A 20,114-nucleotide genomic window follows, 5' to 3' on the forward strand; every position below is an offset into this window, starting at 1 on the left:
ACGCCCGGTTACATTCCGAACCCGGAAGCTAAGCCTTTCAGCGCCGATGGTACTGCAGGGGGGACCCTGTGGGAGAGTAGGACGCCGCCGAACAACCCGCCCTTTTAGCTCAGTCGGTAGAGCGTCTCCATGGTAAGGAGAAGGTCAACGGTTCGATTCCGTTAAAGGGCTCCATGAAAAGGCCCCCGCCATTCGGCGGGGGCCTTTTTTGTTTCTCCGTCCAGGCGCCGGGCGCAGTGCGGGCGTAGCCTGGGGGCGTGATGGCCGTTCCCTCCGATGCGGCACCGCAGCACCCGCAGCGCGACCCCGAGGACGTTCTCCAACAGCTCGGCGGCTCGTGGCACTGGGCGCTCGGCCTGGCCCTCGCGACACTGATTCCGGGCATTCTGGTCCTCGTCTGGCCCGACGAGACACTGCACGTCCTGGCCGTCATCATCGGCCTGCAGCTCCTTGTGGCGGGCGGCTTCCGTTTCGTCAGAGCCTTCTCCCACAGCAGCGACGGGGGCAGCAGACTGGCGGGCGTCCTGATCGCCCTCCTGTCGTTCCTGGCCGGCGTGCTGGTCCTGCGGCATCCGATGCAGACGATCGGCGCGCTGTCCCTGATCGTCGGGGCGTTCTGGCTGCTGACCGGAGTACTCACGGCGTACGCGGCCATCGCCGACCACTCGCTCGTGCACCGGGGCCTGCTCTTCGGCCTGGGCGCTCTCGGCGCCGTCGCCGGAATCGTCGTGCTCTGCTTCCCGGTGGAGTCCGCGGTCGCCCTGACACGACTGCTCGGACTGTGGCTCGTCCTGCTCGGCGTGTTCGAACTGGTGATGGCCTTCGCAGTGCGCTCCGCCACCCGTCGCACCCTGCCCGCGCGTCCGGGGTGAGCGCCGGGCCCGCCGTCACCCGCGCCCACCCGTCGGCCGGCATCCCGTACACGGCTCTCGGGAAGGCACACTCCGGCTAAGCGACGGCTAAGCGGCCTCGGGGTAGTGGGGCACGCCCCCGCGCCGCCCGGCACGGCACCTCGCCGCACCGCCACACCACCCAAGTACGTCCAGTACGAGGGCGATGCGGCAGCACGCCGATGCACCGCACCGGACGACGCGGAAACGCACCCCACTTCCCCGAGGCCGCTTAGTCGCCCGTCCGCTGGTGGGGGACGCGGAACGCGAGGATGGCCATGTCGTCCGAGGCGGGCTCGGCCGCGAAGCGTTCCACCGCGCGCAGGACCCGGGCCGCGACCGCGCCGGCGGTCAGGCCGGTGCAACCGGTGAGGACCTCGGTCAGGCCGTCGTCGCCGAGCATGCGGCTGCCCTCACGGCGCTCGGTCACCCCGTCGGTGACGCACAGCAGGACATCGCCGGGGTCGAGGGTGAGCGTCTGCTCGTACAGGTCCAGGTCGTCCAGGACGCCCAGCAGCGGCTGCGGGTCCGCGGCGGGGACGACCTCCCCGTCCGGGCGCAGGCGCAGCGGGAGCGGGTGCCCGGCGCAGACGACCTTCATCAGGGCGCCGCCGTCCTGCCGGGGGTGGAGCTCGCCGTACAGGAGGGTGAGGAATCGGCTGCGGGCGCCCTCGTCGAGGATGGCCGCATTGAGCCGCTCCAGCACCGCGGGGCCGCCGAGGCCCTCGCGGGCCAGCAGGCGCAGGGCGTGCCGGGCCAGTCCGGTGACGGCGGCGGCCTCGGGGCCGGTGCCGCACACGTCGCCGATCGCGAAGCCGTACGCGCCGTCGCGGATCGGGAAGACGTCGTAGAAGTCGCCGCCCACCTCGTTGCCCTCGCCCGCGGCCCGGTAGATCACCTCGACCTCCATGCCGGGGATCGCGGGGGAGCCGGGCGGGAGCAGGCTGCGCTGGAGGGAGCGGCTGATCGCGGTGCGCTCCGAGTACAGGCGTGCGTTGTCCAGGGCGAGGGCCGCGCGGCGGGAGAGGTCCTCGGCGAGTTCGAGGATCTCCTGGCGGAAGTGCTCCTCGGAGGGCCTGCCGAGGGTGAGCATGCCGATCACCCGGTTGCGGGCGAGCAGGGGCAGGACCACGGTCTCTCCGCCCACGGCGGCGGACGCCTCGTGCCAGGTGCGGGCGCCCGCCTCGCGGACCGGCTCGGGCGGGCGCACACGGGAGAGGAGGGCCCTGAGGCCGTCGATGCGCTCCTCGTCCTCGTGCAGGACGTACGACAGGTACGGGTCGGAGGACTGGTCCGCGATCGTGTACACGGCGCACCAGGTGGCCAGCGTCGGCACCGTCATCTGGGCCATGAGGGCCAGGGTCTGGTCCCGGTCGAGGGTGCCGGCCAGCAGGTCGGAGGCCTCCACGAGGAAGGAGAGGGAGCCGCGGCGCAGCCGCTCCAGCTCGCCGAGGCGGGCCGACTCGACGGCCAGGGCGATCCGGTCGGCGGCGAACTGCAGGCGCAGCGCCTCCGCGTTGGAGTAGCGGCCCGGGTGCTCGGCGGCCACCCCGAGGGAGCCGGTGAGCCGGCCCTCGACCTTCAGGGGGACGGTGACCACCGAGCGCATGCCGGTGGTGTCCAGCAGGGGGACGGCTCCGGGGACGGCGGTCAGGTCGTCGTGGACGGCGGGCATGCGGGCCGAGCCGTAGCGGTTGGTGCCGGCCTCGACGGGGACGCGGGCGAACCGCTGGCGGGTGGAGGGCAGTCCGGTGGTGGCGCGGACCTCCAGTTCCGTCTCGTCGTCGGTGGCCAGCAGCAGGAAGGCGGCATCGGCGTCGAGCATGTCGCGGGCGCGTTCGACCGTCCGCTGGAGCAGGCTGTCGAGGTCGTCCGGGGCGGGGGAGCCGATGAACACCTCGAAGGGGTCCGCGGGGCGGGCCTCGGTCAGCGGGAGGCCGTCGGAGGCCGGTGCCCGGACAGGCGTCTGGAGCAGGGCGCGCTCGTCGTCGTGGACCAGGAGGCAGACGGTGGACGGCTCCCCGTGCGCATCGCGGACCCGCAGGTGGGAGGCGTAGACGGGGATGACGCGGCCGTCGGCGCCGCGGATGCCGTAGCTGCCCTCCCAGCGGGACAGGCGCAGGGCCTCGGCGATTCCGGTGCCGGTGCCGGGGGTCTGCGGCCAGGCCGCGAGTTCGGCGAGCGGGCGGCCGAGGGCCTTGCCGGCGGGGTGGCCGAAGACGTGCTCGGCGTCCTCGTTCCAGGCGGAGATGCAGTCCGCGGCGTCGACCTGGACGACGGCGACACGGACGCGGCTGTCGGCGAGGGGCAGCAGGCGGTCGGGGACGACGGGCCCGGCGGAGCGGGTGCCGACCGGACGGTCCGGCAGGTCGAGGCGGAACCACACGTGCTTGCGAGTGGCCGTGTACTCGACGCCCCAGCGGGTGGCGAGGGCGGCGCAGAGCATGAGGCCGCGGCCGTTCTCGCGTTCGGGGTCGGCGTACGGGCGCTTGCCGGGGTACCGCAGCGGGAGTTCGCGCTCGGGATAGCGGTCGGCGACCTCGACCCGTACGCCTCCCTCGGTGCGCAGGCAGAGGACCTCGGCGCGGGTGCCGGCGTGGATCACGGCGTTCGTGACGAGTTCGCTGGTGAGCACCACGGCGTCGTCGACGATGTCGGCGAAGCCCCAGCCCTGGAGGGTGTCGCGGACGAACGCCCGGGCGGCGGCGACCGAGCGCCCTTGGGGGTCGAAGCTGGCAGCCGCCCGAGCCGTGATCACAAGTCTCCTTCGACGCGGTGGTACATCGGATGCCAGGTTACTTACCTTCGCGCCCGCCATGGTGCCGTCGTCGGGGATTCCACCCGCGGGGTGCGGGCGGTGTGCGATGGTGCCGAAGTGTTATGGCCTGGTTCGGCCAGGGTGAAACACTGGGCAGGATCGGGTAGCCGGGCGGGTGGCCCGCCGGGTGCCGGTGGAACAGCGGTCGACCCTTTCGGGAGGGACACGGTGGAGTCTGGGGCAGCGGTGCGGCGTACGGGTACGCGCGCGAAGGGCGGGCGCCCGCGCCGGGGCGGAACGACGGAAGTCGATACCGCCGCCCTCAACCGGCTGCTCACGGCCCTGGTGTCGATGCGGGACGGGAACTTCCGCAAGCGGCTGACGGTGTCGGGCGACGGGGTGATGGCGGAGATCGCCGCCGTCTACAACGAGGTCGCCGACCGCAACCTGCACCTGACGGGGGAGCTGTCCCGGGTCCGGCGGATGGTGGGCCGCGAGGGGAAGCTGAGCGAGCGGCTGGAAACGGGTGCCTGCGAGGGCTCCTGGGCGGCCGCGATCGACGCCTCGAACCAGCTGGTGGACGATCTTGCCCGGCCGGTGTCCGAGGTGGGGCGGGTGCTGTCAGCGGTCGCGGAGGGCGACCTGGACCAGCGGATGGACCTGCGGACGCTGTCGGCCGACGGGACGGGGCATCCGCTGCGCGGGGAGTTCCTGAAGGTCGGGCGTACCGTCAACAACCTGGTCGACCAGCTGTCCGCGTTCACCGACGAAGTGACGCGTGTGGCGCTGGAGGTGGGGACCGAGGGGAAGCTCGGCGGTCAGGCCCAAGTGCGTGGAATGTCGGGTTCGTGGAAGGATCTGACCGACTCCGTCAACACCATGGCGTACCGGCTCACCGCTCAGGTGCGTGATATCGCGCTGGTGACCACGGCGGTGGCGAAGGGCGACCTGTCGCGCAAGGTCACGGTGCACGTGGCCGGCGAGATGCTCCAGCTGAAGAACACCGTGAACACGATGGTGGACCAGCTGTCGTCGTTCTCCTCGGAGGTGACGAGGGTCGCCCGCGAGGTGGGTACGGAGGGCGAGCTCGGCGGCCAGGCGAAGGTGCCCGGGGTCGCGGGCGTGTGGAAGGACCTCACCGACTCCGTCAACACGATGGCGGGCAACCTGACGGCCCAGGTGCGGGGGATCGCGCAGGTCACGACGGCCGTCGCGAACGGCGACCTGTCGCAGAAGGTACGGGTCAGCGCGCGCGGCGAGGTGGCGCAGCTGGCCGAAACGATCAATCAGATGACCGAGACCCTGCGGACGTTCGCGGACGAGGTCACCCGCGTGGCCAGCGAGGTCGGCGCCAAGGGCCTGCTGGGCGGGCAGGCGCAGGTGCCGGGGGCGGCGGGGACGTGGAAGGACCTCACCGATTCGGTGAACACGGTCTTCCGCAATCTGACCACGCAGGTGCGTGACATCGCGCAGGTGACGACGGCGGTGGCCAACGGCGACCTGTCGCAGAAGGTCACGGTCGACGTGGCCGGGGAGATGCTGGAGCTGAAGAACACCGTCAACACGATGGTGGACCAGCTCCAGTCCTTCGGCGCGGAAGTGACCCGGGTGGCCCGCGAGGTGGGCGTCGAGGGCGAGTTGGGCGGGCAGGCGCAGGTGCCGGGGGCGGCGGGGACGTGGAAGGACCTCACCGACTCGGTGAACACCGCGTTCCGCAACCTGACGGGCCAGGTCCGCAACATCGCCCAGGTGACGACGGCGGTGGCCAACGGCGACCTGTCGCAGAAGGTCACCGTGGACGTCTCTGGCGAGATGCTCCAGCTGAAGAACACCGTCAACACGATGGTGGACCAGCTGTCGTCGTTCGCCGACCAGGTCACGCGGATGGCGCGGGACGTGGGCACGGAGGGCCGGCTCGGCGGCCAGGCGCGGGTGGAGGGGGTGTCCGGCACCTGGAAGGAGCTCACCGACTCGGTCAACTTCATGGCCGGGAACCTGACCTCCCAGGTGCGCCAGATCGCCCAGGTGACCACGGCGGTGGCGCGCGGCGACCTGTCGCAGAAGATCGACGTGGATGCGCGCGGCGAGATCCTGGAGCTGAAGAACACCATCAACACGATGGTCGACCAGCTGTCGGCCTTCGCGGAGCAGGTGACCCGGGTGGCCCGGGACGTGGGCACGGAGGGCCGGCTCGGCGGCCAGGCGCAGGTGCCCGGGGTGGCCGGCGTGTGGCGTGACCTCACGGACTCGGTGAACGGCATGGCCGGGAACCTGACCTCACAGGTCCGCAACATCGCGCAGGTCGCGACGGCGGTGGCGCGCGGCGACCTGTCGCAGAAGATCGACGTGGATGCGCGCGGCGAGATCCTGGAGCTGAAGAACACCATCAACACGATGGTCGACCAGCTGTCGAACTTCGCGGAGCAGGTGACCCGGGTGGCCCGCGAGGTGGGCACCGAGGGCATTCTGGGCGGCCAGGCGGAGGTGAAGGGCGTCTCCGGTACCTGGAAGGACCTCACGCAGTCCGTCAACTTCATGGCGAACAACCTGACCTCGCAGGTGCGCAACATCGCCGAGGTGACCACCGCAGTCGCCATGGGCGACCTCTCCAAGAAGATCACGGTCGACGCCAAGGGCGAGATCCTGGAGCTGGTCACGACCGTCAACACGATGGTGGACCAGCTGTCGTCGTTCGCGGAGCAGGTGACGCGGGTGGCCCGCGAGGTGGGCACCGAGGGCATCCTCGGCGGTCAGGCCCGGGTGCGCGGGGTGACCGGCATCTGGAAGGACCTGAGCGACAACGTCAACACGATGGCCGGGAACCTGACCGCGCAGGTGCGCGGGATCGCCCAGGTCTCGGCGGCGGTCGCCAACGGCGATCTGACCAAGAAGGTGACGGTGGAGGCGCGCGGCGAGGTCGCGCAGCTCGCCGACACGGTCAACACGATGGTCAACACCCTGTCGTCGTTCGCGGACGAGGTGACGCGGGTGGCCCGCGAGGTGGGCACGGAGGGGCGGCTGGGCGGTCAGGCCCATGTGCCGGGCGTGTCCGGGACGTGGAAGGACCTCACCGACTCGGTGAACTTCATGGCGTCCAACCTCACCGGCCAGGTGCGGCAGATCGCCATGGTCACGACGGCCATCGCCAAGGGCGACATGACCAAGAAGATCGACATCGATGCGCGCGGCGAGATCCTGGAGCTGAAGACCACGATCAACACGATGGTGGACCAGCTGTCGTCGTTCGCCGACCAGGTCACGCGGGTGGCCCGCGAGGTGGGCACCGAGGGCATCCTGGGCGGGCAGGCCCGGGTGCGGGACGTCGACGGCACGTGGCGCGACCTCACCGAGTCGGTGAACGAGATGGCCGGGAACCTGACCCGGCAGGTGCGTGCGATCGCGGCCGTGGCCACGGCGGTGACCCGCGGCGATCTCAACCTGAAGATCGACGTGGACGCGGCGGGCGAGATCCAGGTCCTCCAGGACAACATCAACACGATGATCGCGAACCTGCGCGACACCACCCTGGCCAACAAGGAGCAGGACTGGCTCAAGAGCAACCTGGCCCGGATCTCGGCCCTGATGCAGGGCCGCCGCGACCTGGCCGACGTGGCTTCGCTGATCATGAGCGAGCTGACCCCGGTCGTCTCGGCGCAGCACGGGGCGTTCTTCCTGGCGGTGCCGTCCGGCGGGATCACCGAGATCGGGACCGACGGGGGCCCCGACGGCTCGTACGAGCTGCGGATGCGCGGGAGTTACGGGTACGCGGGCGGTCAGATGCCGACCATGTTCCGGCCGGGGGAGGGGCTCATCGGGACCGTCGCCGAGGAGAAGCGGACGATCCTGGTCGAGAACACCCCGCCCGGCTACCTGAAGATCTCCTCGGGGCTCGGCGAGGCGCCGCCGGCGCAGGTGATCGTGCTGCCGGTGCTGTTCGAGGGGAAGGTGCTCGGTGTGATCGAGCTGGCGTCCTTCCAGCCGTTCACGCAGATCCAGAAGGACTTCCTCAGTCAGATCGCCGAGATGATCGGTACGAGCGTCAACACCATCAGCGTCAACTCCAAGACGGAGATGCTGCTCAAGCAGTCGCAGGAGATGACCGAGCAGCTGCGCGAGCGCTCCGACGAGCTGGAGAACCGGCAGAAGGCGCTCCAGGCGGCCAACGCCGAGCTGGAGGAGAAGGCCGAGCTGCTGGCCCAGCAGAACCGGGACATCGAGGTGAAGAACACCGAGATCGAGGAGGCCCGGCAGGTCCTGGAGGAGCGCGCCGAGCAACTCGCGGTCTCCATGCGCTACAAGAGCGAGTTCCTGGCGAACATGTCGCACGAGCTGCGCACCCCGCTGAACTCGCTGCTGATCCTGGCCAAGCTGCTCGCCGACAACGCGGACGAGAACCTGTCGCCGAAGCAGGTGGAGTTCGCCGAGACCATCCACGGGGCCGGCTCGGACCTGCTCCAGCTGATCAACGACATCCTGGACCTGTCGAAGGTCGAGGCCGGGAAGATGGACGTCTCCCCGACCCGGATCGCGCTGGTGCAGCTGGTCGACTACGTGGAGGCCACGTTCCGGCCGCTGACCGCGGAAAAGGGCCTGGACTTCTCGGTACGGGTGTCCCCGGAGCTGCCGGCCACCCTGCACACCGACGAGCAGCGGCTGCTCCAGGTGCTGCGCAACCTGCTGTCGAACGCGGTGAAGTTCACCGACACGGGGGCGGTGGAGCTGGTGATCCGCCCGGCCGGGGCCGATGTGCCGGCGGCCATCCGCGAGCAGCTGCTGGAAGCGGGTTCGCTGCGGGACGCGGACGCCGACCTGATCGCGTTCTCGGTGACGGACACCGGCATCGGGATCGCGGAGAGCAAGATGTTGGTGATCTTCGAGGCGTTCAAGCAGGCGGACGGGACCACGAGCCGGAAGTACGGCGGCACGGGGCTCGGGCTGTCCATCAGCCGGGAGATCGCCCGGCTGCTGGGCGGGGAGATCCACGCGGCGAGCGAGCCCGGCCGCGGGTCCACCTTCACGCTGTACCTGCCGCTGCACCCGAGCGAGCTGCCGCCGCAGGGGTACGCGCCGCCGCAGCCGGGCGGCGGCCGGGCGGACGGCTACCACCGGCCGGTCGACGGGGTGCCGCAGGCGCTGCCGATGCCGCCGGCACCGGTGGCCGTGGCGCCGGCCGCGGCGCACGTACCGGTGGTGCAGGGCCAGGTGCAGCCGCTGCCGCAGCCGCTGCCGGTGCGGTCCGGGCAGCCGGGAACCGGGCGGGCCGGTCAGGGGCAGGGCGGCGCCGCGCTGTTCCGGCGGCGCCGCAAGGCGCTGAGCGACCCGGAGCCGCGTACGGCGGTGCCGGGGCAGCCGAACGCGGTGGGGCCGGAGGACGGCTGGGGCAGCCTGGAGGAGGAGCTTCCGGCGGTGCCGCGGACGTACGACTTCCACGGGGAGCGGGTGCTCATCGTGGATGACGACGTGCGCAACGTCTTCGCGCTGACCAGCGTGCTGGAGCAGCACGGGCTGGCGGTGCTGTACGCGGAGAACGGCCGGGAGGGCATCGAGGTGCTGGAGCAGCACGACGACGTGGCGGTCGTGCTGATGGACATCATGATGCCGGAGATGGACGGGTACGCGACGACCGCGGCGATCCGGCGGATGCCGCAGTTCGCGGGGCTGCCGATCATCGCGCTGACGGCGAAGGCGATGAAGGGGGACCGGGAGAAGGCGATCGACTCCGGTGCCTCCGATTACGTCACCAAGCCGGTCGACCCGGACTACCTGCTCTCGGTGATGGAGCAGTGGATGCGCGCCGAATGACCGGCGGCTGAGCGGTCCGGTACCAATTGCTGACCGACTGTGGCGAAACGGGTGTGGGAGGGCACAGGACGGGGAACTTTCAGCTCCCCCGCACCGTTTCCGCCTCGTGCACAGTGACATCTTGGTGACAGGGTGTGGCGATCTCGGGACTGGGGCTACGATGACCGGCACAAGGACGGGCGGCGCAAGGATGCCGTCCTCTGGGGCGGGGCCCGGCGTGCAGGCCGGTGCCAGGAGCCGGGGAGGCCCCATGCCGGGGCGAGGAGGACAGGGCATGGTGCAGAAGGCCAAGATCCTCCTGGTCGACGACCGGCCGGAGAATCTGCTGGCGTTGGAGGCCATCCTCTCCGCGCTCGATCAGACACTGGTCCGGGCGTCGTCGGGGGAGGAAGCGCTCAAGGCGCTGCTGACGGACGATTTCGCGGTCATCCTGCTGGACGTGCAGATGCCCGGGATGGACGGGTTCGAGACGGCCGCGCACATCAAGCGGCGGGAGCGGACCCGGGACATCCCGATCATCTTCCTCACCGCGATCAACCACGGTCCGCACCACACCTTCCGCGGATATGCGGCGGGTGCGGTGGACTACATCTCCAAGCCCTTCGACCCGTGGGTGCTGCGCGCCAAGGTCTCGGTGTTCGTGGAGCTGTACACCAAGAACTGCAAGCTGCGGGAGCAGGCCGCGCTGCTGCGCCTCCAGCTGGAGGGCGGCGGTGTGGGCAGCGACGCCACCAAGGAGACGGCCGGGCTGCTGGCCGAGCTCTCCGCGCGGCTGGCGGCGGTCGAGGAGCAGGCCGAGGCCCTGTCCAAACAGCTCGGCGAGGAGGCCGCCGATCCGGCGGTCGTGGCGACCGCGGCCCATCTGGAGCGCAAGCTCACCGGACTGCGGCGGGCGCTGGACGCGCTGGAGCCCGGGGCCGGCGGGACGGCGCCGGTGCTGCCCGCGCAGAACTGAGCGGACGGCCTGCGGAGTGCCTGCGGGGCCGCCTGCTGCCCCGGGCGGCCCCTGTCCGGGCCCGTCTGGTGGTGCGTCAGGTCTGGTGGTCCGTCAAACAGCCGAGGGTGCGGCCGACACGAAAGAGTGAAGGGGCGGGCACGCGTGTCCACCGGCGCGCGCACCGGTAACCTCGGCCCCATGGCCTCACGTACGTCCGGCAAGGGTTCCCAGAGCAACGCGGGCACCGCGAAGGGCCGTACCGGCCGACCGGCGGCGCCGGCGAAGAAGGCGGCTCCCGCGCGCAAGCCCACCACCAAGAAGACGGCGGCCACGCGCCCTCCCGCCCGGAGGGCGCCGGCCAAGCCCGCGCCCTCCCCGACCGGAGGTGTGGTGCGGCTGGTGCGCGCCCTGTGGCTGGGCTGCGCCCACGCGGTCGGCGCGGTGTTCCGCGGGATCGGCCAGGGCGCCAGGAACCTCGACCCCGCGCACCGCAAGGACGGGGTCGCGCTGCTGCTGCTCGCCCTTGCGCTGATCGTCGCCGCCGGCACCTGGTCCAACCTGAGCGGACCCGTCGGGGACCTGGTCACCATGCTGGTCACCGGGGCCTTCGGGCGCCTCGACCTGCTCGTGCCGATCATCCTGGGCATCATGGCGGTACGTTTCGTCCGCCACCCCGACCAGCCCGACGCCAACGGCCGCATCGGCATCGGCCTGTCCGCGCTCGCCGTCGGTGTGCTCGGCCTCGTGCACATCGCCTGCGGGGCGCCGGGCCGGGACGAGGGCACCACCGCCATGCAGAACGCGGGCGGGCTGATCGGCTGGGCCGCGTCCAAGCCGCTGATCTTCACCATGGGCGCGCCGCTGGCCGTGCCGATGCTGGTGCTGCTCACGGTCTTCGGGCTGCTCGTGGTCACGGCGACCCCGGTCAACGCGATCCCGCAGCGGCTGCGGCGGCTCGGCATCCGGCTCGGGATCATCGAACCGAACGCGTACGACGAGGAGCACGCCGAAGACGCGGAGGGCGGGCAGGAGGGCGCCGCCGGCCGGCACGACCCCGAGCAGTGGCGGGCCCGCAGCAGCCGGGCCCCGGGGGCCGACCCGGTGGAGGCCACCGAGAAGGAGGCGCTCGCCCGCCGGCGCCGGCCGCGCAGGACCCCGGTCCGGCCGGTGGAGGAGCGGGAGATGGACGCCGTCGACGTGGCCGCCGCGGCCGCCGCGTCGTTCGAGGGCGTCGTGCTGGGCGGGATGCCGCCCTCCCCGCTGGTCGCCGACCTCACCCGGGGCATCTCCACCGCGCACGAGGGAGCGGAGACCACCACCCCGGTGCCGCCGGCCCGCGCCGGCCGGTCCGCGGACGCCGTCGCGCCCGCCGGCAGCCGCACCCCCGCAGCGGCGGCCGCTGCCGCCTCCGCCCCGGCCTCCTTCCCCGCCGCCGGGCCGGCCGAGTCTCCGCACGACACGACCGCCGCGGCCTCGGGGACCCTGTCGGTGCCGGACCTGACCAAGGCGCCGCCGGAGCCCCAGCCGCTGCCGCCCCGCGCGGAGCAGCTCCAGCTGCGCGGGGACATCACGTACTCCCTGCCCTCGCTGGACCTGCTGGAGCGCGGCGGCCCCGGCAAGGCGCGCAGCGCCGCCAACGACGCCGTCGTCGACTCGCTGCGCAACGTCTTCGCCGAGTTCAAGGTCGACGCGGACGTCACCGGCTTCACCCGCGGCCCGACGGTCACCCGGTACGAGGTCACCCTCGGCGCGGCGGTCAAGGTCGAGCGGATCATCGCGCTGACCAAGAACATCGCGTACGCCGTGGCCAGCCCGGACGTCCGGATCATCAGCCCGATCCCGGGCAAGTCGGCGGTGGGCATCGAGATCCCGAACACCGACCGCGAGATGGTGAACCTGGGCGACGTCCTGCGACTGGCGGACTCCGCCGAGGACGACCACCCGATGCTGGTGGCCCTCGGCAAGGACGTCGAGGGCGGCTACGTCATGGCCAACCTCGCGAAGATGCCGCACGTGCTGGTCGCCGGCGCCACCGGTTCCGGCAAGTCCTCCTGCATCAACTGCCTGATCACCTCGATCATGGTCCGGGCCACCCCGGAGGACGTCCGGATGGTGCTCGTGGACCCCAAGCGGGTGGAGCTGACGGCGTACGAGGGCATCCCGCACCTGATCACCCCGATCATCACCAACCCCAAGCGGGCCGCCGAGGCCCTGCAGTGGGTCGTCCGCGAGATGGACCTGCGCTACGACGACCTGGCGGCCTTCGGCTACCGGCACATCGACGACTTCAACCGGGCCATCCGGGACGGCAAGATCAAACTGCCGCCGGGCAGCGAGCGGGAGCTCAGCCCGTACCCGTACCTGCTGGTGATCGTCGACGAGCTCGCCGACCTGATGATGGTCGCCCCGCGCGACGTGGAGGACTCCATCGTCCGGATCACCCAGCTGGCCCGCGCGGCCGGCATCCACCTGGTGCTCGCCACGCAGCGGCCCTCGGTGGACGTGGTCACCGGGCTGATCAAGGCGAACGTGCCCTCACGGCTCGCGTTCGCCACGTCCTCGCTCGCCGACAGCCGGGTCATCCTCGACCAGCCGGGCGCGGAGAAGCTCATCGGCAAGGGCGACGGCCTGTTCCTGCCGATGGGCGCCAACAAGCCGGTCCGCCTCCAGGGCGCCTTCGTCACCGAGGAGGAGGTCGCCAAGGTCGTCCAGCACTGCAAGGACCAGATGACGCCCGTCTTCCGGGACGACGTCACCGTCGGCCAGACCCAGAAGAAGGAGATCGACGAGGAGATCGGCGACGACCTCGACCTGCTGTGCCAGGCGGCGGAGCTGGTGGTCTCCACCCAGTTCGGGTCGACCTCGATGCTCCAGCGCAAGCTGCGGGTGGGCTTCGCCAAGGCCGGCCGGCTCATGGACCTCATGGAGTCGCGGGGAATCGTCGGCCCGAGCGAGGGTTCGAAGGCGCGCGACGTGCTGGTCAAGGCCGATGAGCTGGACGGAGCCCTCGCCCTCATCCGCGGGGAGTCCCAACCGTGATGATTTGGCGGGCAACCGTTTCCCTTGGGCCCACGTCTAGTTGAGGGAGATGGCGGAACCGCACCCGATGCCGCGTCACGGGGGCCGGACCGCCGCCGCACCGCTCGGACTCGGGGCGCCATTCGGATGGCGTACGGAGTCCACCCTCCGGTTGCTCCTCCCTTTCGTCACCCCCCTAGACTGGACATCCAGCAGGTGGCTACACGCTCGAAAGGCGCCCTCGTGTCCATCGGCAACTCCAACTCCCCCGAAGATGAGCGGGCTTCGACCGACGACCGGTCCGAGGACCGCATCATCGACCGTACTTCCGAGGAGCCGTCCATCGGGACGGCGCTGAAGAAGGCCCGGATCGCCGCCGGGCTCACCGTCGACGAGGTCAGTTCCACCACCCGTGTGCGCATCCCGATCGTGCATGCGATCGAAGCCGACGACTTCACGCGCTGCGGCGGCGACGTCTACGCCCGCGGCCACATCCGCACGCTCGCGCGTGCCGTCCGTATCGACCCGGCACCTCTGATCGAGGCCTACGACGCGGCCCACGGCGGCCGGCCGGCCCCCACGCCGGCCGCGCCGATGTTCGAGGCCGAGCGCATCCGCCCCGAGCGGCAGCGGCCCAACTGGACCGCGGCCATGGTCGCCGCCATCGTCGCCGTGATCGGCTTCGTCGGGTTCACCGCCTTCGGCGGCGGCGACGGCAAGGCGTCCCGCCCGGTGGCGGAGGGCTCCGCCGCGCCGAAGGCCGCGCCCAAGCAGTCCGCCGGCAAGCCGGCCGCGCCCCAGCAGACGCCGGCCAGCCCGGTCGTGCCGAAGCCGGAGCCCTCGGACAGCGCCATCGCGGCCGCGCCCAAGGACCTCGTCACGGTCGCGATCACGGCCAACGACAGCGAGAGCTGGATCTCGGCCAAGGACCACAGCGGCCGGCTGCTCTTCGACGGGACGCTGGCCCCGGGCGAGTCCAAGACCTTCACCGACAAGGAATCCATCGATCTCGTCCTCGGCGACGCCGGGGTCGTGACGCTGTTCGTGAACGGCAAGGAGATCAAGGACGAATTCCGGCCGGGCCAGGTGGAACGTCTCACATACACCAAGGACGATCCCCGTCCGGGTGCGGCCGAGGCGGGCTGAGCAGCGCAGAATGCAGAATTCCGGATCCCCGGGGTGCCGAGCCGCACCCCGGGGATCTTGGTTTACCGGGACTTGGGGCGGGGGTCGGCGTTTGGACAAAGTAGTCTTGAGTCCATGCCCGAACGCCGTACCGTCGCCCTTGTCACTCTTGGCTGCGCCCGTAACGAGGTGGACTCGGAGGAGCTCGCAGGCCGCTTGGCGGCGGATGGCTGGGAGCTCGTCGAGGACGCCGCCGACGCGGACGTCGCCGTCGTCAACACCTGCGGCTTCGTCGAAGCCGCGAAGAAGGACTCCGTAGACGCCCTGCTGGAGGCCAACGATCTGAAGGCTGCAGCAAAGGAGGGGGCCGGCCGCACCCAGGCCGTCGTCGCCGTCGGCTGCATGGCCGAGCGCTACGGCAAGGAGCTCGCCGAGGCGCTCCCCGAGGCCGACGGCGTGCTCGGCTTCGACGACTACGCCGACATCTCCGACCGCCTCCAGACCATCCTCAGCGGAGGCATCCACGCCTCCCACACCCCGCGCGACCGCCGCAAGCTGCTCCCCATCAGCCCGGCCGACCGCCAGCAGGCCGACGTGGCCCTGCCCGGCCACGCCCAGGCGCCCGCCGCCGAGCCCGCCGAGGCCCCCGCCGACCTGCCCGACGGCGTCGCCCCGGCCTCCGGGCCGCGCGCACCGCTGCGCCGCCGCCTGGACAAGAGCCCCGTCGCCTCGGTCAAGCTGGCCTCCGGCTGCGACCGCCGCTGCTCCTTCTGCGCCATCCCGTCGTTCCGCGGCTCCTTCATCTCCCGCCGCCCCTCCGACGTGCTGGGCGAGACGCGCTGGCTCGCGGAGCAGGGCGTCAAGGAGGTCATGCTGGTCTCCGAGAACAACACCTCGTACGGCAAGGACCTCGGCGACATCCGCCTGCTGGAGACGCTGCTGCCCGAGCTGGCGGCCGTCGACGGCATCGAGCGCATCCGCGTCAGCTACCTCCAGCCCGCCGAGATGCGGCCCGGCCTGATCGACGTACTGACCTCGACGCCCAAGGTCGCGCCGTACTTCGACCTGTCCTTCCAGCACTCGGCCGCCGACGTGCTGCGCGCCATGCGCCGCTTCGGCGACACCGACCGGTTCCTGGAGCTGCTGGACACCATCCGCACCAAGGCCCCGCAGGCCGGCGTCCGGTCCAACTTCATCGTCGGCTTCCCCGGCGAGACCGAGGCCGACTTCGCGGAGCTGGAGCGTTTCCTCAGCCACGCGCGGCTCGACGCCATCGGCGTCTTCGGGTACTCCGACGAGGAGGGCACCGAGGCCGTCACCTACGCGGACAAGCTCGACGAGGACACCATCGCCGAGCGGCTCGCCCACATGCAGCGGCTTGCCGAGGAGCTCACCTCGCAGCGCGCGGAGGAGCGGCTCGGCGAGACCCTCGAGGTGCTCGTCGAGTCCGTCGAGGAGGTCGACGAGGACGGCGACGGCGCCTACGGCCGCGCCGCGCACCAGGCCCCCGAGACCGACGGCCAGGTCGTCTTCACGGACAGCACGGGCCTGGTCCCCGGCCGCATGGTGACGGCGAAGGTCGTCGGCACGCTGGGCGTCGACCTGGTGGCCGAGCCCCTGGGTCTCGAGGAGGCGGCGGGATGACAGGAGTCCCGGCATCTGCGGCGGGCGGGACCGGCCGCCGGCCCGTTCCCGGCACGAAGCTGGGCGCTGCGGCGGTCGATCAGGCCAGCCTGTGGAACATCGCCAACATCCTGACGATGATCCGGCTCGTCCTGGTGCCGGGATTCGTTCTCCTGCTCCTCGCCGACGGCGGTTACGACCCGGTGTGGCGCGCGCTGGCCTGGGCCGCGTTCGCCGTCGCCATGATCACGGACATCTTCGACGGGCACCTGGCCCGTACGTACAACCTGGTCACGGACTTCGGGAAGATCGCCGACCCCATCGCCGACAAGGCGATCATGGGGTCGGCGTTGGTCTGCCTGTCCTGGCTGGGAGACCTGCCCTGGCTGGTGACCGGGGTGATCCTCGGGCGCGAGCTCGGGATCACGCTGATGCGGTTCTGGGTGATCCGCTACGGGGTGATCCCGGCCAGCCGGGGCGGGAAGCTGAAGACCCTGTTCCAGGGCACGGCGGTCGGCATGTACGTGCTGGCCCTGACCGGGCCCCTGGCGACGCTGCGGTTCTGGGTGATGGCGGTCGCCGTCCTGTTGACCGTGGTCACCGGTTTGGATTACGTACGCCAGGCTGTGGTGCTGCGGCGCAGGGGTCGGGCCGCGGAGCGGGCCGCGAGGTGACGGAACCGGCGGGGGGAACCGCAGGAGCTCGGGACGGGGTGCGCGCCGGGGCGGAGGACGCCGGGGGCGGCGGCGGGACCGGGGCCGTCGCGGCGGAGGCGCTGCGGATTCTTGCGGAGAGTGACCAGACGGTTGCGGTGGCGGAGTCGCTGACCGGGGGGATGGTGGCCGCGGAGCTGACGGCCGTACCCGGTGCATCCCGGTCGTTCCGCGGATCGGTCACGGCGTACGCCACCGAGCTGAAGCACCGGGTGCTGGGAGTGGACGCCGGGCTGCTGGCGGCCGAAGGCGCGGTGAACGCGCAGGTCGCGGGCCAGATGGCGGCGGGAGTACGGCGCCTGCTGGGGGCTTCGTGGGGGATCGCGACCACCGGGGTGGCCGGTCCCGACCCGCAGGACGGGCAGCCGGTGGGCACGGTTTTCGTCTCCGTGGCCGGACCGGCGGGCGGGAAAACCGTGGCACTGAGGTTGAACGGCTCCCGGGCGGAAATCCGTAGGGAGAGCACACGGACAGTGCTCGAACTTCTCTTGAGCGAACTCCGCGAGAATGTGCGGGGGCAGGATACGGAACAGAACGGGGGGATTTGATGTTTGCAGCCCTGAGTGAACACGACATCGCTCCCCGCACGGCCGCGGCGCGAGGCGGTACGGTGGGGCGTGAAGGATGCGGCTACACGGTCAGAGGAGGGAGCCACCGATGATTCTGCTCCGTCGCCTGCTGGGTGACGTGCTGCGTCGGCAGCGCCAGCGCCAGGGCCGTACTCTGCGCGAAGTCTCCTCGTCCGCCCGAGTTTCTCTCGGCTATCTTTCCGAGGTGGAGCGGGGGCAGAAGGAGGCGTCCTCCGAGCTGCTCTCCGCGATTTGCGACGCGTTGGACGTACGGATGTCCGAGCTGATGCGCGAGGTCAGCGATGAACTGTCGCTGGCGGAGCTGGCGCAGTCGGCCGCGGCCAGCGAACCGGTGACGGTTCCGGTCCGTCCGATGCTCGGCTCGGTCTCCGTGACCTCGGTCGCGGGCGGTCCGGAGCGGGTGACCATCAAGGCACCTGCGGAAGCGGTGAACGTCGTAGCCGCATGACCGCGAGTGCGCGAGCGGTGAAGGCATGAGCGTGGCCGGAGCCCCGGTCGGTGCGTGGAGCACCGGCCGGGGCTCCTGGCCTTTCTGGGTGCGGGGGCGGCGGGCTTGCGGGAGGATGGTCGGAGTCCGTATCGCGGCCACATTCCGGGAGGCAGCCGTGCGGCGATTACTGGTGCCCTTGATGCTGGCGGCGGGCGTGCTCTGGTGCTGGGCGGTACTGCGGCTGGCGCTGGCGCCGGACGACTCCGGTCCGCTGGAAGGGGCGGCCGCCGTGGGCGGCTGGGGGCTGGGCCTGCTGCCGGTGCACTGCACGCCGGAGCCCTCCCGGGCGGCTACCAGGGCATCGACACCCCGCCGTTCGGACGCAGGATCCGACCCGCCATGAACGAGGAGGCGTCCGAGGCCGGGTGGAGCACGGCCGTCCGGCGGCGGCCACGGCGGGCCACGGCTGCCCGGAGCGCGCCGCGGTCGGGGACGTCGCGGGGTGCGCCGTGCGCGACCGGGGGCACTCCGGTGGATGAGGGCATGCCGGGACCGCACGACCGGATCTGATGGGGCGTCAACTATGCGGTGGGTCCGGATTGGCAGCGCGGGCACCAGTAGGTCGGGCGCCCGTCCTGCGGGGCCTCGCGGACAGGGGTGCCGCAGCGCAGGCACGGGCGGTGGGCGCGGCCGTAGACGAACAGCTCCTGCCCGGGGCGGCGACTGCCCGTGGTGTTGCGGCCCCCGTGCTCGCCGGTGTTGGCGGCGAGCAGGCGCCGGGCGGCCTCGGCGAGGCGGACGGCGGTGGTCCCGGGTTCCGGGAGGGAGCCGACCGGTGTCCAGGGGGTGACCCGGGCCAGGAAGCAGAGCTCGGCCTTGTACACATTGCCGATGCCGGCCAGGTTGCGCTGGTCGAGCAGGGCCTCGCCGAGGGGGCGCTCGGGGGCGGCGAGCAGGTTGGCGGCGGCCCGGGCCGGGTCCCAGTCCGGGCCGAGGAGGTCGGGGCCCAGGTGGCCGACGGCCCGGTCCTCGTCGGCGGTGCGGAGCAGCTCGACGACCGGGAGGCGGTAGCCGACGGCGGTGTGGTCCGCGGTGCCGAGGACGGCGCGGATCTCGTGGGCGGGGCCGCCGTGCCAGGGCCGGCCGGCGGCGAAGACGTGCCAGGCGCCGTCCATGCGCAGGTGGGTGTGGAGGGTGAGGCCGCCCTCGAACCGGGCCAGGAGGTGCTTGCCGCGGGGCACGACCTCCAGGGTGGTGCGCCCGGTGAGGTCGGTGGTGGCCAGGCGGGGGACGCGCAGGTCCCAGCGGGTGAGCTCGCGGCCGGCCAGGGCGGTGTGCAGCCGGGTGGCCGCCCGCCAGACGCTGTCTCCTTCGGGCATGGCCCCATTGTGGCCCCGCCGGGTGGGCCGGCCGGGGAACGGGGTGGGCCGGGGAACGGGGCGAGCCCCTGCGACGGGGTGCCGTCGCAGGGGCTCGGTGCGGCTGCCGCCGGGGGCCGGCGGTCGCCCGCCCGCCGCCCTTCGGCCTCTTGGCCGCTTACTTCCAGACGAGGCCCTTGTTCTTGTTCAGGTTGTTGTACGGGTCGCCCCAGTACTCGGCAGCGGAGACCTTGGTCTCGGCCGACGGCGCCAGCGCGACCGCGCAGCCGGTCTGGGTCTGGCCGTTGGTGAAGCCCTTCGGCAGGGACTCGGCCGGGCACTTGTCGAACTTGCCGATGACGGCGAGCTTGCCGGCCTCGGTGCCGTCGCCGAGCAGGCCCTTGATGTGGCCGACGGAGGAGTAGGAGAGGTCGGTGGTGCCGACGTTCTTCACCGTGTAGCGGATGTAGTAGGGGACCTTGCCCTTGACCTGGTCGCCGAGCTTGAAGGCGTCCAGGTCTGCCGGGTTGCCCTGCTCGATCGCGGTCACGGTGAGGGCGATGGTGCCGCCCTTGTTGCTGCCGTAGCTGAACGGGACGGTCGCCGTCTCGCCGAGCTTGAACGTCTGGCCGGACTTGGCCATGCCGGCCGCGCCGGCGGCCGGCGCGTCGGAGCCGTAGCCGGACGGCGAGCTCGGGGCCGCGCTGCTGGGCTGCTCCGCCGGGGCGGAGGGCGCGGCCGAGGCCGGACTGGACGGCGCGGCGGGGATCTCCTCGTTGCCGTTCTTGCAGCCCGTCAGGGTCAGGGTGCCCGCGACCGCCAGACCGATGACGCCCGTCGCAGTCCGTCGCATGTTGCTCATTCTTCTGG

13 protein-coding genes, 1 tRNA gene and 1 rRNA gene are annotated in these 20,114 nt (G+C 71.7%); 11 read left to right on the forward strand and 4 right to left on the reverse strand.

What is annotated here, in order from left to right; genetic code table 11:
• The 3 genes from rrf to AC068A_RS32495 form a co-directional block, all read left to right on the forward strand.
• Positions 1-93 (forward strand): 5S ribosomal RNA (gene rrf, locus AC068A_RS32485); the annotation flags it as partial.
• Between the two features lie 5 nt (positions 94-98).
• Positions 99-174 (forward strand) — tRNA-Thr (locus AC068A_RS32490).
• A gap of 86 nt (positions 175-260) precedes the next feature.
• Positions 261-872 carry an HdeD family acid-resistance protein gene (locus AC068A_RS32495; protein WP_478589881.1) on the forward strand — a complete coding sequence of 204 codons (612 nt, stop codon included), beginning with the start codon at positions 261-263 and terminating at the stop codon, positions 870-872.
• Positions 873-1,122: 250 nt separating this feature from the next.
• Here the strand turns inward: AC068A_RS32495 and AC068A_RS32500 are convergent, their stop codons facing one another.
• A complete protein-coding gene (locus AC068A_RS32500) occupies positions 1,123-3,708 on the reverse strand; it encodes a SpoIIE family protein phosphatase (protein ID WP_478589861.1) in 2,586 nt (861 codons plus the stop codon).
• 168 nt (positions 3,709-3,876) lie between these two features.
• Between AC068A_RS32500 and AC068A_RS32505 the strand changes: the two genes are divergently transcribed.
• From AC068A_RS32505 to AC068A_RS32540, 8 genes are all read left to right on the forward strand, one after another.
• Entirely contained in the window at positions 3,877-9,450 is a 5,574-nt protein-coding gene (locus tag AC068A_RS32505) for a HAMP domain-containing protein (protein WP_478589862.1), read from the forward strand.
• 274 nt (positions 9,451-9,724) lie between these two features.
• Positions 9,725-10,405 carry a response regulator gene (locus tag AC068A_RS32510; protein WP_478589863.1) on the forward strand — a complete coding sequence of 227 codons (681 nt, stop codon included), beginning with the start codon at positions 9,725-9,727 and terminating at the stop codon, positions 10,403-10,405.
• A 180-nt stretch (positions 10,406-10,585) separates the two neighbouring features.
• Complete coding sequence (locus AC068A_RS32515; RefSeq protein ID WP_478589864.1) at positions 10,586-13,426, forward strand: FtsK/SpoIIIE family DNA translocase; 2,841 nt, start codon at positions 10,586-10,588, stop codon at positions 13,424-13,426.
• Between the two features lie 222 nt (positions 13,427-13,648).
• Positions 13,649-14,551 carry a helix-turn-helix domain-containing protein gene (locus AC068A_RS32520; RefSeq protein ID WP_478589865.1) on the forward strand — a complete coding sequence of 301 codons (903 nt, stop codon included), beginning with the start codon at positions 13,649-13,651 and terminating at the stop codon, positions 14,549-14,551.
• 114 nt (positions 14,552-14,665) lie between these two features.
• On the forward strand, positions 14,666-16,174 hold the full coding sequence (gene rimO, locus AC068A_RS32525) for a 30S ribosomal protein S12 methylthiotransferase RimO (protein ID WP_478589866.1): 1,509 nt from the start codon (positions 14,666-14,668) through the stop codon (positions 16,172-16,174).
• Entirely contained in the window at positions 16,171-16,827 is a 657-nt protein-coding gene (gene pgsA / locus AC068A_RS32530) for a CDP-diacylglycerol--glycerol-3-phosphate 3-phosphatidyltransferase (protein ID WP_478589867.1), read from the forward strand. Before rimO ends, pgsA begins: the two co-directional genes overlap by 4 nt.
• Before the next feature lie 38 nt (positions 16,828-16,865).
• Positions 16,866-17,414, forward strand: coding sequence for a CinA family protein (locus AC068A_RS32535; RefSeq protein ID WP_478589868.1), 549 nt, complete (start codon positions 16,866-16,868; stop codon positions 17,412-17,414).
• A gap of 109 nt (positions 17,415-17,523) precedes the next feature.
• Positions 17,524-17,904: a helix-turn-helix domain-containing protein gene (locus AC068A_RS32540; protein ID WP_361101144.1), complete on the forward strand. Its 381-nt coding sequence runs from the start codon at positions 17,524-17,526 to the stop codon at positions 17,902-17,904.
• Between the two features lie 332 nt (positions 17,905-18,236).
• Here AC068A_RS32540 and AC068A_RS32545 read toward each other — a convergent pair whose 3' ends face one another.
• From AC068A_RS32545 to AC068A_RS32555, 3 genes are all read right to left on the reverse strand, one after another.
• Entirely contained in the window at positions 18,237-18,431 is a 195-nt protein-coding gene (locus AC068A_RS32545; RefSeq protein ID WP_478589869.1) for a hypothetical protein, read from the reverse strand.
• A 36-nt stretch (positions 18,432-18,467) separates the two neighbouring features.
• Positions 18,468-19,265 (reverse strand): Fpg/Nei family DNA glycosylase, encoded by a 798-nt coding sequence (locus AC068A_RS32550; protein WP_478589870.1) that lies wholly within the window; start codon positions 19,263-19,265, stop codon positions 18,468-18,470.
• Between the two features lie 157 nt (positions 19,266-19,422).
• Positions 19,423-20,097: a hypothetical protein gene (locus AC068A_RS32555; protein WP_478589871.1), complete on the reverse strand. Its 675-nt coding sequence runs from the start codon at positions 20,095-20,097 to the stop codon at positions 19,423-19,425.
• Positions 20,098-20,114 lie beyond the last annotated feature (17 nt).

Source organism: Streptomyces sp. NPDC043854 (assembly GCF_056436005.1).

Bases quoted from the DNA above. Each gene is read 5' to 3' on its own strand.
- pgsA (WP_478589867.1), top strand. From the start codon at position 16,171: ATGACAGGAGTCCCGGCATCTGCGGCGGGCGGGACCGGCCGCCGGCCC.
- AC068A_RS32510 (WP_478589863.1), top strand. From the start codon at position 9,725: ATGGTGCAGAAGGCCAAGATCCTCCTGGTCGACGACCGGCCGGAGAAT.
- AC068A_RS32495 (WP_478589881.1), top strand. From the start codon at position 261: ATGGCCGTTCCCTCCGATGCGGCACCGCAGCACCCGCAGCGCGACCCC.
- AC068A_RS32500 (WP_478589861.1), bottom strand. From the start codon at position 3,708: ATGGCGGGCGCGAAGGTAAGTAACCTGGCATCCGATGTACCACCGCGT.
- AC068A_RS32550 (WP_478589870.1), bottom strand. From the start codon at position 19,265: ATGCCCGAAGGAGACAGCGTCTGGCGGGCGGCCACCCGGCTGCACACC.
- rimO (WP_478589866.1), top strand. From the start codon at position 14,666: ATGCCCGAACGCCGTACCGTCGCCCTTGTCACTCTTGGCTGCGCCCGT.
- AC068A_RS32540 (WP_361101144.1), top strand. From the start codon at position 17,524: ATGATTCTGCTCCGTCGCCTGCTGGGTGACGTGCTGCGTCGGCAGCGC.
- AC068A_RS32545 (WP_478589869.1), bottom strand. From the start codon at position 18,431: ATGCCCTCATCCACCGGAGTGCCCCCGGTCGCGCACGGCGCACCCCGC.
- AC068A_RS32555 (WP_478589871.1), bottom strand. From the start codon at position 20,097: ATGCGACGGACTGCGACGGGCGTCATCGGTCTGGCGGTCGCGGGCACC.
- AC068A_RS32515 (WP_478589864.1), top strand. From the start codon at position 10,586: ATGGCCTCACGTACGTCCGGCAAGGGTTCCCAGAGCAACGCGGGCACC.